Genomic DNA, 12102 nt, shown 5'->3' on the forward strand with positions numbered 1-12102 from the left:
ATCATGGAACTAGGAATTAGTACATTTGTCGAAACAACACCTGATTTTCAAACAGGAAAAACAGTCAGTCATGCACAGCGTATTCGAGAAGTAGTAGAAGAAATTATTTTAGCAGATCAAGTCGGTCTCGATGTATTTGGCGTAGGTGAGCATCACCGTGAGGATTTCGCCGCATCGAATCCAGCTGTCGTCTTAGCGGCTGCAGCAACACAAACAAAAAATATTCGTCTGACAAGTGCAGTGACAGTCCTTTCATCAGCAGATCCTGTACGTGTATTTCAGGATTTTGCAACGCTAGATGGACTATCAAACGGACGTGCAGAAATTATGGCAGGCCGTGGTTCATTTATTGAATCATTCCCGCTCTTTGGCTATGACCTTGATGACTATGAAGAATTATTTGAAGAAAAGCTTGATTTGCTGTTGAAGTTGCAGCAGTCAGAGCGTGTTACATGGAGCGGCAAGCATCGCCCAGCCATTCAGGATGTTGGGGTATACCCAAGACCTGTTCAAGATCCGCTTCCGATCTGGATCGGCAGTGGAGGAAACCGTGAATCCGTCGTACGTGCTGGATTATTAGGATTACCGCTTGTACTTGCCATCATTGGCGGAAGTCCAAGACAGTTCGCACCGCTCGTTCAGCTGTACAAGCAAGCGGCAGTGCACGCTGGGCATGACCCTGAAAAATTAACTGTAGCATCACATTCTCATGGATTTGTTGCGGCAGAAACAGAGCTGGCAGCAGATCAATTTTTCCCATCCACACAGCATGTGATGAACACATTAGCGAGAGAGCGAGGCTGGGGACCTTATACTCGTTCTACGTTTGACGCAGCGAGAACTTTAGAAGGTGCGCTATATGTAGGAGATGCAGATACGGTGGCAGAGAAAGTCATTCATCTTAGAAAAAATGTAGGCATCACACGTTTTATGCTTCATGTACCGGTTGGTTCAATGCCGCATGATCAAGTGCTAAAAGCCATTGAGCTATTTGGAAAAGAAGTGGCTCCTAAAGTAAGAGAAGAGGTTGCCCGCTGGGAAGCAGAGCAAAAATAAATAAAAAGGCCGATCAAGAGAATAGGCTTGATCGGCCTTTTCTTATGCTTAAGGATCAGTGATACATGGTTTTACTGTAGGACATTTAGCAGCAGAAGCAATTGGTGTGATCGCCAAGGTGAAGAGGAAAACAATTTGAAAACAGATGAGCCATTTTTTCATGAAATCACCTCCGTTCACAATTGTTTCACTAGATTGAGATGAGGACAAAAGCATAGAAGTATGTAACACACTCTATCCAGTATAAGACAATGATATCATAATTTTCAAAAAAATGAAAAAATAAACTTACAAAAGTTCTAAATTATGGTATAGTTTATACGTTCAACAAAAAAGGGAGGGATTTTTTTATGAAAAAGGTCATATCTTCTGTTTTGGTTGGAGCAATTGTCTTAACGGGTGCTGGGGTCACAACTGCTCCAGTGGAAGCAAAGGAGCAAACAAACAGTGGAGTAACAGTTCAAGCGAGTCGAACTGTCTCAGAAACAAGAACATATACGACATCAAACATCCCAGACAGTATTGTATATGCACTGGATGGCTGGGTCGGCATTTTAAAACGAACATCTATTGAAGAGTTAGGATTAGGAAAATATAGAGTCACATTTACTGGAACGGTTGTACGCGATCCGGGATTTAATTAAATAAAACAAAAAGCTGACAGATGGACAAGCCTGTCAGCTTTTTTCTTGAGGATAATAAAGAATCATTTGCATCCGTACCATTTGTTCTCCAGTTTGTTTATACGTGTGCGTCCGATCCGCTTTAAAACGAATTGAGTCTCCGGCTTTTAAGGTGTATTGTTCATCACCAATGGATAAATCAAGGACTCCCTCAAAAACAGTGATCAATTCCTCCGTTCCCCCAATGTGTTCAGTCGCACGAAGTGATCCGCCTTGGTCAATTTCTACTCGGTACATTTCAAATTTCCCCCGGTCATCGAAAGGAAACGTCGTGTACACACGATAACGACCGTCGTCCTCAGTTAAAACCTGTGCATCCTCCTTGCGTACCACCTTGATTTCAGGCTGTGGTGCGTAAATGAGCTCACTAAAAGATACTTTTAATCCGTTGGCGATTTTCCATAAAGTCGTGATGGTAGGGGTTGATTCTCCTCTTTCAATTTGTCCAATCATCGTCTTGCTGACACCAGTTAATTCTGCCATCTTTTCGAGGCTTAATTTTTTTTGATCTCTAAGAAGCCTCACGTTTTTAGAAATAATCGATTGTACGTCTTCCATGAAAAAAGCTCCTTTCTCTTTATTTACTTTATAAAGACCGAACGTTACAATAAAACGTAATATACGTAATAAAGTAATTAAAGTCTAAATAACGTATAAGGGGGGCGGCATCTTGATTGTATCTATGTTGATCTATGCTTTTGTTAGCAGCTTTACCCCAGGTCCAAACAACATCATGGCCATGGTCTTTACGAATAAATATGGGGTCAAGCAAACATTTCGATTTTGTTTAGGTGTGGGTATCGGATTTCTCGTTATTTTGTGTTTGAGCTGCTTCTTTAATATCATTCTTTATCAAGTGATGCCGAAAATAGGCTGGGTCATGGCGTTCATCGGAGCCGCATACATGATTTATTTAGCGGTCAAAATCATGAAAAGTAAAGGCGGTGATGACGAAACACTTGATCGCTACAATCATTTTATCCCTGGTATGATGCTGCAATTTATCAACCCAAAAGCGATCTTGTATGGATTGACTGTGATTTCAACATTTGTTTTGCCATATGGACAATCTAATATGCAGTATGTCATATGGACGCTGATTCTCGCACTTATTGGTTTTCTCGGTACATTCAGCTGGAGCTTATTTGGCTCTTTGTATAAGCGCTTTTTGACTGCTTATGAAAGACCGTTCCAGTATGTGATGGGGATGCTTCTGATATACAGTGCAATTTCGATGATATGGGGCTATGTGATGTAAGCGGTCAGGAACTTGGCCGCTGCCTGCCCATCACAACAGTATCATAATATAATCCGTCACCCAGCCGTTTATCGTTTTTTAATACACCTTCAATCAAAAAGCCATGTTTCTCATATAACCGGATGGCTTTTTTGTTCGTTTCAAGCACATGAAGAGACATCTTCTGAATCCCCTGCTGATCTGCCCAGTCAATTGAAGCAGCTAAAAGCTCTTTCCCAATGTAATAGCCCCAAGCATCTTTCTGGATGGCGACGCCAAATGTCACTTTGTGAGCAGAGCGCTTGAGTGAATGGCCCTCGCATCTTGAAAAACCGACAATCTTTCCTTCAATAGCAGCGACCAAAATAAATGCCGGCTTTGCTTGGTATCCTCTTGAATCAAAGCCTCAAATGCTTTTTCATCAAGAAAGGCTTCGCCTTGTTCACGGTCTAAATATTCTGTTTCACCATCGATTTTCAGTCTGAGCGCTGATAATTGCTAGGCATCGCCGATTGCAGCAGACCGAATACGATAGGTCAAGTCACGAACGGTGAATAAGTTTTCAGCGATAATCATAGAACACCAACATTTCTTTTCGTTATGTCTATCATACCTGAAACGTGTACATAGCAGGTGGAAGTTTTTAAGCCTGTCTTATAGATCATTATTTTTTAATCCAGCTGGCTCAGGCTGGATACTCATGATTTAGACTGAGAACTTAAATAAGCTTCTCTCACAACTGTTAAAAAGTGCTCAGCGACGGTTGATGTTTCATCTTGTCTCCATGAAACATATAAATTTACTTTTGGCGTAGTTTCTTGGATTTTTCTATAAACAACCCCTGAGCGTTTTACGCTTTCTACTGAGGATGGGACGACAGAGATTCCCATTCCTGCAGCAACTAAATTCACAATCGTATGCATTTGAATAGCTTCCTGAACTACGTTTAAACTTATGCTATTTTCCCAAAAGTAGCTGATAATTAAATCATAAAATGCTGCACCTAGATGACGTGGAAACATGATAAATGGTTCATTGGCTAATAAATGAATTGGAACTTTGGAAAACGAAGCTAAAGGATGATTTTCTGGCAAAACCAAGCTTAATGATTCCTCACAACAAATTTCTGAGGCGAGTATCTTATTATTTTGGTTAGAACGAATAAATCCAATTTGAATTTCTTTCTTATATAGTGCCTTTAACTGCTGTTCTGAAGCCATTTCACATAAGACAAGATGGATATTAGGGAAACTTTCTCGAAACCTTTTAATAATATCAATCACAATATCAGTAGAATCAACGAAACCGATCGTTAAATGACCTATTCTACCGTCATCTGCAAGTTGTGTTGCGTTAATCGTTCTATCTACTTGAAGGAGCGTACGGCGGGCTTCTTCTAAAAATACTCTCCCCGCATCTGAAAGTTCAACCTGTCTTCTCGTTCTATGAAAAAGCGTAACACCTAACTCTTCTTCTAATTTTCGGATTTCTTGACTTAATGGAGGCTGTGCCATTTTAAGACGTTCAGCTGCCCGGCTAAAATTTAGTTCTTCAGCAACCATTATAAAATAACGTATTTGTCTCAGATCCATTTTTAAGCCCCCCCTATTTCATACTTGCTTATTGTAAAATGATTTCAAATGATTGTTATCAAACAGTTTTGCGCTTTTTTAATGGAAATATTTTAAATATATAAAATATATATATAATTATCTGAATATATATATTATACATATTAATATCCTCTTTTTATAATGAAAGTATTCTTTCAAAGGAGGACATTGTTATGGAGTATAGTAAACTTGGAAATAGTGGATTAACAATTAGTAAACTCGCATACGGAAATTGGATTAATCATGGTGGTAAGATAAATGAGGAAACTGCCCATGATTGTGTGAAAGCTGCTCTTGATGTGGGTATTACGACGTTTGATACTGCCGATGTTTATTCAGACACCAAGGCTGAAGAGATACTAGGCAGGTCTTTAAAAGGGATTCGGCGGGAGAGCATTGAACTATGTACAAAAGTATGTCATCCAACCGGTACTGGGAAAAATGATAGAGGATTATCACGCAAGCATATTTTGGAAAACTGTCATGCCTCTTTGCGGCGTTTACAAACGGATTATATTGATATTTACTATGCACACAGGTTTGATCCAACTACACCTCTGGAAGAAACGATGTTAGCTTTCGCAGATCTAGTAAGACAGGGTAAAGTAAACTATATTGGTGTAAGTGAGTGGACAGCAGAACAAATTACTCGAGGGGCAGCGCTTGCACGAGAGCTAAATGTCCCCCTAATCGCCAGCCAACCTCAATACTCCATGTTATGGAGAATCATTGAAAGTGATGTAATACCGACCTGCCAGCGTGAAGGACTTGGCCAGGTAGTATGGTCGCCTTTGGCCCAGGGAATCCTCACTGGAAAGTATCTCCCAGGAAAATCACTTCCGACTAATTCGCGTGCTAACTCAACTGCTGGAAAACCTTTTTTTAAAAACCTTGCTCAACGCTGGATGAATAATAGCACCTTAGAGACGATCCAAAAGCTTAAGCCCGTCGCACAAGAGGTTGATCTTACTCTCGCTCAGCTTGCGATAGCATGGGTACTGCAAAATCAGAACGTTTCTGCAGCAATTATCGGTGCTTCTAGTCCAGAACAGGTGAGGGAGAATGCCTTAGCATCTGAGGTGAAAATTGAAACTGAGATGATGAATCAAATTGACGAAATTCTAGGTGATCTGGTCGAGTTCGATCAGAGTAAAACAGGGTAAAGCTTTTAAGTCTATCTTATAGATCATTATTTTTTAAGCCAGCCGACCTCGGCTGGATTTTTATGTTGCTGTAGTTTCTTGGATTGCACACTCAGATGTTTTGTATCTTTCAAAAAGGCTAAATGAATAGTATCAAACGTGGAGGTGGAACAAATGAGTGAAGAAAAAGGACATATGGATAAAGCGAAAGGAAAAACAAATCAAGTCAAAGGTCAAGTCAAGGAAAAGCTTGGGGAAGCAACGGATCATCAAAACTTGAAAGCAGAAGGGAAAAAGGATCAAGCAAAAGGAAAACTTCAAGATAAAAAAGGGGATTTGAAAAATCACCTGAACGAGTAAATTCGAAAACATGACACTGCTTCATGTCTCCATCATGACATGTCTTTCATCAATAAAATGAATAGATGTGTGAAAAGAATTGATTATACGCGCTCGCTATCATCATGTAGACTTAAAACAGAAGATATGATCAAGGGAGATGGATGAGATGAAGCAAGTGTGGGAGAAAGTTGACGAGTATATCACAGACAAGTTGATTCCTAAAGATGACGTTTTGGAGCAAGCCCTTACTCATAATAAGCAAGCAGGTCTGCCAGCAATTGATGTGTCACCTGCCCAAGGGAAAATGCTTTATTTATTAGCAAAAACGAAGAATGCAAAGCGCATTTTAGAAATCGGGACACTTGGTGGATACAGTACTATTTGGCTGGCGCGTGCTCTTGAAGAGGATGGGGAACTCATCACATTAGAGGCTGACAGCCATCATGTACAAATCGCACAGCAAAACATCAGCAGAGCGGGCTTATCGGAACGAGTGAGCATTTTGCAAGGAAAGGCATTAGATACGTTATCTCAGTTAAAAGAGAGGGCTGTGCTTCCATTCGATTTGATTTTCATTGACGCAGATAAACCAAACAATCCGAAATATCTAAAGTGGGCGTTAGATTTCTCAAAAAAGGGAACAGTCATTATTGCGGACAATGTCATCAGAAATGGAGCAGTCCTTCATGACTCTAGTGGGGATGAACGAGTGCAAGGAACTCGTGAATTTTTTGATTTACTCAAACAAGAACCGAGAATAGAGGCAACAGCGATTCAAACTGTTGGTGAAAAAGGTTATGATGGATTTGTATACGGAATCGTCAAATGAAAAAAAAAGCTTAACCACATGTGGTTAAGCTTTTTCTTTTAGAAAAACCATCTAGCAGTGCCCATCAGCATGACGCCGACAAGAACAGTAAGTGACAAGCTTTTTGTCCAAACAGCGATGAGTACAGTGGGAGTCAAGACAGCAAGATACATCCAATGGATAGTGACGCCTGTGCCTGTTGTTGTATGGATGAAGAGATGCTCTGCAATCAAAGCTGTAAAGATACAAATAGGAATAAACGATAACCATTTCAGCACCACTTCAGGCAGCTGAATACTTCGTACAAATATAAAGGGTACCACTCTTGGAATGATGGTGACGATCATACAACCAACAATGAGCCATAACATAAAGCTGGTAATCATTTATCTGTCACCACCCCAATGGTTGCGACAATCATGGTGGCTAACAGAACAGCCACGTGTGAAGGAACGAAATGAAGCAGAACAAACATGGCAATGACCATATACAAAACAAGTGACAGGCGATGAGTTAACTTATTTTTGGGAACTGTCTGTAACGAAAGGACAAGCAGTGCAGCAAACATCGCTGATAAAGCGAAATCAAGACCAAGCGCTTCAGGATTTGAAATCCAGTGTCCAAAAATGCCGCCAAGTATGCAGGCCGCAATCCAGCATAAATAAGCCGTTATGTTCAGTCCGTGCATCCACCGGTTATTCAGCTTTCCATGCTGAGCTAATTTATTCATGGCTACGCCAAAGGATTCATCAGTCAGCAAGAGACCGAATCCGATATTTTGTTTTAAAGAGTAGCGTGTAAAATGAGGAGCCAGCGTCAGGCTGAGTAATAAATGACGCAGATTCACAATAAATGTAGTGAGAATAATAGCGGAAAGGGGACTTCCCGTGACAAGCAGTGCACAGATAATGAACTGTGAAGCACCTGCATAAATAAAGATTGCTAGAAGTGCAATGTCCCATAAGCTCAACTGTGCACTAATTCCAACAATTCCAAAGGCAAACCCGATACTCATATAACCAAGCAGGGTTGGCACACAATCTTTTATTCCCTCGAGAAATGGTTCATGTTCCGTGCGGGGAATATGTTTCCTTGCTTCAATATCCAACGACCTCTACTCCTTCTCTGCATGACGATCTATAGTTTTAATTACTATATGAAAACGAATTCAGCATGTCAAGACCCGTTTATCTTCTATTATATGAAGAAAAATGGTGACAAAAAAGGATTGAAGTCAACCAGAATTTGTTATAAAGTAGTCTGAAAATAAAAACAAATGAGGTGACGACAATGCGATGGAAGCCTTTATTTGAACATGATGTACCAAACACCCTCCGTCCATAACGGAGAGTGATCTCCGTTTGTGGATATGGCGATCAATATATCCAGTAACGGAGGGGAAAAGATGAATGAAAAATATATAGGCGCCCTTTACCTAGCAATCGCTGCAAGTATTTGGGGCGGCATGTACGTCGTTGTCAAAGTAACAGTAGCGGTGGTTCCGCCGCTTGAGCTTGTATGGATGAGATATGCTGTAGCAGGAATTGTGCTTGTGTGTACTATATGGCGCTTGGGCTATTCCTTTCGATTAGATAAAAAAGATATCCCGCTTGTTGTATTGATCGGTTTGATCGGAAATTTCCTATCAATTGTGACCCAAGAAATCGGCACCATGTATACATCTGCACAAATGGGGGCTGTGATTACATCTGCGACCCCTGCTTTTATGGTGCTTTTTGCGTTCTTTCTATTAAAAGAAGCCATGACTGTTAGAAAATGCGCATCCATCCTGCTTGCTACAGCAGGTGTATGGCTCATGATTGGACCAGTTGCAGTGCAAACAGATGAATTTATTGGCGGTCTCTCACTCGTCATCGCTGCTTTTACATGGGCACTCATGTCTGTTTTGCTTAAACGAGTTCCAGGAAAGTACCCTCAAGTGGTGACGACCACATATGCGATCATCATTGCATTCATTGTCTTAACACCACCTGCTTTATTTCGTTTACCTCACCTAGATGTGGAGCAGATGGCAAGACCGGAGATTTGGGGCGGTATTCTCTATCTAGGCATCATCTCAACAGCCCTTGCATTCTTTTTGTGGAATAGAGGGCTTCAATTGATGGATGCCTCGAGCGGCGGTCTGTTCTTTTTCTTTCAACCGATCGTAGGGGCAGCTCTTGGCTGGCTGCTTTTAGGTGAAGAGATGGGGATACGCTCATTCATTGGGATTCTATGTATCTTTGCAGGAGTCTATACTGTACTGCGCCAAAAAGAATAAAAAGAGATGTCCCTTATAAAAGGGGCATTTTCTTTAAAATGGATAGGGTAAGAGAGATAGAGATTGGAGGGAAGCAGAGTGATACAATTTCCGCATTTGCAAAAAGGACAAACAATTGGTGTCACTGCACCTTCCTCAGGTGTACAGCCAACTTTACATGATATGTTTAAGCTTTCATGTGAACGAATGAAAAATAGAGGCTATGATGTCATATGTGGAGAGACGGTCTGGCAGCAGGAAAAGGCAAAATCTGCTCCTGCGATAGAACGAGCAAACGAACTTCAGTACATGATGACATGCGATGAGATTGATCACATCATCCCGCCATGGGGAGGACAGCTGCTTATGGAAGTGTTAGAGCACCTCGATTTCTCATTGATGAAGAAAAAGTGGATTCTAGGTTACTCAGATACGAGTGCACTCCTGCTGGCGCTCACATTAAAAACAGGCATTGCAACAGCGCATGGACCGAACCTAGTAGATCTTCAAGGAGAAGAACTTGATCAAACGACTGTCATGTGGGAAGAAGTGCTTTCAACAAAAGGGGAAATGGACATAAGTCAGTTTTCTTCATCTATGTATCAAAAGGAATGGCAGCGTGACGATCCGATTAAACATGTTTTTCATTTAACAGAACCTACCGCATGGCATACGGTTGATCAGCAAGAAAAAATAGTAAAGGGAAGACTGCTGGGTGGTTGCATTGATGTCATACGTCATTTAGCAGGGACACCTTATGGGGACGTCAAAACTTTTCAGAAAACATTCATAAAAGATGAACCAATTCTTTGGTATTTCGAAAACTGCGAATTAAATGCTGCAAGTGTGAAGAGATCGCTTGTTCAATTAAAACTAGCAGGGTGGTTTGATCACTGTTCAGGTATGTTGTTTGGGCGAAGTGCAGTAGATGTGCCTGTTGAAGGGTATCAGTATCAGGATGTATATGAAGAATTACAAAAGGAACTACAAATCCCCATTTTTTACGATATAGATTGTGGACATGTCCCGCCGCAAATGACGCTGATTAATGGGGCATATGCAGAAGTGCAGCTGCATCCTCGAGGAAAAGCCGTACTAAAGCAAACGTTTTTAGCATAAAAAAGGAAAGGGCGACCCCTTTCCTTCATATAACATTACATCCCTTTTGTTTCTTCACCTGCTTTTGGAACTTCCCAAGCTGACTCACGGAATACTTTTTCCCATTTAGATACGACAATACAAGCAACGGCATGCCCTGGAACATTCACGCCTGTTCGTGCCATATCCATAATTCGGTCAACACCGGCTATAATGGCAACGCCTTCTGCAGGAAGACCGACTGCATGAGCGGTAGCCAAAAGAACAACGAGTGAACCGGATGGCACAGCTGCAATCCCTTTACTCGTTAACACAAGAACAAGCATCATTAAAAGCTGCTGTGACAGACTCATGTCGACACCAAACGCTTGTGCAAGGAATACGCATGCAACTGATAAATATAAACTTGATCCATCACAATTGAGAGAAAGGCCAGATGGAATCACGAAGGAAACGATTCTTTTTGGACACCCGTATTTCTCCATTCGTTCCATCAATTGAGGAAGGACAGTTTCAGTACTCGTAGTAGAGAAGGCAACAAGGAACAAATCCCAAATCATTTTTAATACTTCGAAGTAGTTAAAACGGAAGATCAGTGCGACCAGAGGGAATAAAGCAAAGAGAATAATGAATAATCCTAAAAAAACAGTCCCGACAAGCTTCATCATTGGGATTAATAAAACAATGCCATATTGGCCGACAGAAGCAGCCATTAATGCAAGAACCCCAATAGGTGCTGTTACCATCACCATCTGTGTGAGCTTAAACATGATTTGTGCCACTGATTCAAAGAAGGTGAGAACAGGAGCAGATGCTTTACCGATGCCGCTTGCCGCTACACCAAATAATATGGCGAAGAAAATAACAGCAAGTAAATCATTCTGAGCCATAACATCGACGATATTGGTTGGAATGATATCTAATACCATTTGTTTAAAGTCAACGACCTTCTCAGTATAACCATCTAATTCCCCAATATCTTTCTTAGCTAATTTAGAGAAATCGAGACCAACGCCAGGCTTTAGACCATTTGCCAATAATAGCCCGATCCCAAGAACGATGGTTGTGATGACCTCAAACCAAATGATCGTCTTTAATCCAAGGCTGCCCATTTTCTTCATGCCGCCGCTGCCGGCTGCACCAATAACAATGGTAGAGAAAACGATTGGAACAACGATCATTTTAATCAGCCTGATGAATCCATCTCCAATTGGCCGCAGAGCCATTCCGAAGTCAGGGAAGAAATGGCCGATAAGAGCTCCTATCACCAAAGCGATCATGATCTGAAAAGCGATAAACTTTTTCATCATCTCCTACCTCCTTTAAATGCTTGGAAAAATATTAAGAATTTTCCAATAAATAAAAATTCTATGTGGCCATGTTTTGTCCTCCTTTGTATTTAGAAAGATTTTATTTAAGAATCATTGGAATTATGAAGAAAGAGAAGAAAATAGGGCTATTACATGTCTATTGATCTAAGAAAAAATCAATTTTTAAAAAACATGAAACTTTTTTAGAAAAATGTATTGACCCTTTTATGTGATCCGTGGTATATTTTTATTCGTCGCTGATGACGTATTTGAAACACAGACGTTCATACGGATGCGGCAAACAAATTTTAAAAAGATGTTGACTTAATAAAAACGATATGTTAAGATAATTAAGTCGCCTGATTAAGCGCCCGTAGCTCAATTGGATAGAGCGTTTGACTACGGATCAAAAGGTTAGGGGTTCGACTCCTCTCGGGCGCGCCAATACAAACCACGCGGGTGTAGTTTAGTGGTAAAACCTCAGCCTTCCAAGCTGATGTCGTGAGTTCGATTCTCATCACCCGCTCCATTTTGAACATGATCTTTGAAAACT

Annotated in this window: 13 protein-coding genes, 2 tRNA genes and 1 pseudogene; 10 read left to right on the forward strand and 6 right to left on the reverse strand. The window is 40.9% G+C overall.

What is annotated here, in order from left to right; genetic code table 11:
* Nucleotides 1-3 precede the first annotated feature (3 nt).
* Both AMR95_RS01895 and AMR95_RS01900 read left to right on the forward strand, forming a co-directional pair.
* Entirely contained in the window at nt 4-1056 is a 1053-nt protein-coding gene (locus tag AMR95_RS01895; protein ID WP_058837413.1) for an LLM class flavin-dependent oxidoreductase, read from the forward strand.
* A 350-nt stretch (nt 1057-1406) separates the two neighbouring features.
* Nucleotides 1407-1700 carry a hypothetical protein gene (locus AMR95_RS01900; protein WP_058837414.1) on the forward strand — a complete coding sequence of 98 codons (294 nt, stop codon included), beginning with the start codon at nt 1407-1409 and terminating at the stop codon, nt 1698-1700.
* Nucleotides 1701-1733: 33 nt separating this feature from the next.
* On the opposite strand, the gene AMR95_RS01905 is transcribed toward AMR95_RS01900, so the two are convergent.
* On the reverse strand, nt 1734-2297 hold the full coding sequence (locus AMR95_RS01905; RefSeq protein WP_058837415.1) for a helix-turn-helix domain-containing protein: 564 nt from the start codon (nt 2295-2297) through the stop codon (nt 1734-1736).
* 112 nt (nt 2298-2409) lie between these two features.
* Here AMR95_RS01905 and AMR95_RS01910 point away from each other — a divergent pair, with 112 nt between their 5' ends.
* Nucleotides 2410-2997, forward strand: coding sequence for a LysE family transporter (locus AMR95_RS01910; protein WP_058837416.1), 588 nt, complete (start codon nt 2410-2412; stop codon nt 2995-2997).
* 4 nt (nt 2998-3001) lie between these two features.
* Here AMR95_RS01910 and AMR95_RS01915 read toward each other — a convergent pair.
* Nucleotides 3002-3552: pseudogene (locus tag AMR95_RS01915) on the reverse strand (GNAT family N-acetyltransferase).
* Between the two features lie 122 nt (nt 3553-3674).
* On the reverse strand, nt 3675-4568 hold the full coding sequence (locus AMR95_RS01920; protein WP_058837417.1) for a LysR substrate-binding domain-containing protein: 894 nt from the start codon (nt 4566-4568) through the stop codon (nt 3675-3677).
* Nucleotides 4569-4762: 194 nt separating this feature from the next.
* On the opposite strand from AMR95_RS01920, the gene AMR95_RS01925 reads away from it, so the two are divergent.
* From AMR95_RS01925 to AMR95_RS01935, 3 genes are all read left to right on the forward strand, one after another.
* The gene (locus AMR95_RS01925; protein WP_058837418.1) at nt 4763-5752 is read left to right on the forward strand and encodes an aldo/keto reductase family protein; all 990 of its coding nucleotides are present in this window, start codon (nt 4763-4765) and stop codon (nt 5750-5752) included.
* Nucleotides 5753-5905: 153 nt separating this feature from the next.
* Complete coding sequence (locus AMR95_RS01930; RefSeq protein ID WP_058837419.1) at nt 5906-6091, forward strand: CsbD family protein; 186 nt, start codon at nt 5906-5908, stop codon at nt 6089-6091.
* 148 nt (nt 6092-6239) lie between these two features.
* Nucleotides 6240-6902: an O-methyltransferase gene (locus AMR95_RS01935; protein WP_058837420.1), complete on the forward strand. Its 663-nt coding sequence runs from the start codon at nt 6240-6242 to the stop codon at nt 6900-6902.
* Nucleotides 6903-6940: 38 nt separating this feature from the next.
* Here AMR95_RS01935 and AMR95_RS01940 read toward each other — a convergent pair whose 3' ends face one another.
* Together AMR95_RS01940 and AMR95_RS01945 are read right to left on the reverse strand one after the other, a co-directional pair.
* Complete coding sequence (locus AMR95_RS01940; protein ID WP_058837421.1) at nt 6941-7267, reverse strand: AzlD domain-containing protein; 327 nt, start codon at nt 7265-7267, stop codon at nt 6941-6943.
* Entirely contained in the window at nt 7264-7989 is a 726-nt protein-coding gene (locus AMR95_RS01945; RefSeq protein WP_058837422.1) for an AzlC family ABC transporter permease, read from the reverse strand. The genes AMR95_RS01940 and AMR95_RS01945 overlap by 4 nt, the downstream gene beginning before the upstream one ends.
* A 297-nt stretch (nt 7990-8286) precedes the next feature.
* On the opposite strand from AMR95_RS01945, the gene AMR95_RS01950 reads away from it, so the two are divergent.
* Together AMR95_RS01950 and AMR95_RS01955 are read left to right on the forward strand one after the other, a co-directional pair.
* Nucleotides 8287-9162, forward strand: a complete 876-nt coding sequence (locus AMR95_RS01950; protein WP_058837423.1) for a DMT family transporter — start codon at nt 8287-8289, stop codon at nt 9160-9162.
* A gap of 78 nt (nt 9163-9240) precedes the next feature.
* Entirely contained in the window at nt 9241-10260 is a 1020-nt protein-coding gene (locus AMR95_RS01955; protein ID WP_058837424.1) for a S66 family peptidase, read from the forward strand.
* A 35-nt stretch (nt 10261-10295) separates the two neighbouring features.
* On the opposite strand, the gene gltP is transcribed toward AMR95_RS01955, so the two are convergent.
* Nucleotides 10296-11546 carry a glutamate-aspartate/proton symporter GltP gene (gene gltP, locus AMR95_RS01960; RefSeq protein ID WP_024425437.1) on the reverse strand — a complete coding sequence of 417 codons (1251 nt, stop codon included), beginning with the start codon at nt 11544-11546 and terminating at the stop codon, nt 10296-10298.
* 370 nt (nt 11547-11916) lie between these two features.
* On the opposite strand from gltP, the gene AMR95_RS01965 reads away from it, so the two are divergent.
* A tRNA-Arg gene (locus AMR95_RS01965) sits at nt 11917-11993 on the forward strand.
* 11 nt (nt 11994-12004) lie between these two features.
* Nucleotides 12005-12078: transfer RNA gene (locus tag AMR95_RS01970), tRNA-Gly, on the forward strand.
* Nucleotides 12079-12102: the final 24 nt, after the last annotated feature.

Source organism: Bacillus sp. G1(2015b) (assembly GCF_001482475.1).
Lineage (GTDB): Bacteria > Bacillota > Bacilli > Bacillales > Bacillaceae > Bacillus > Bacillus safensis.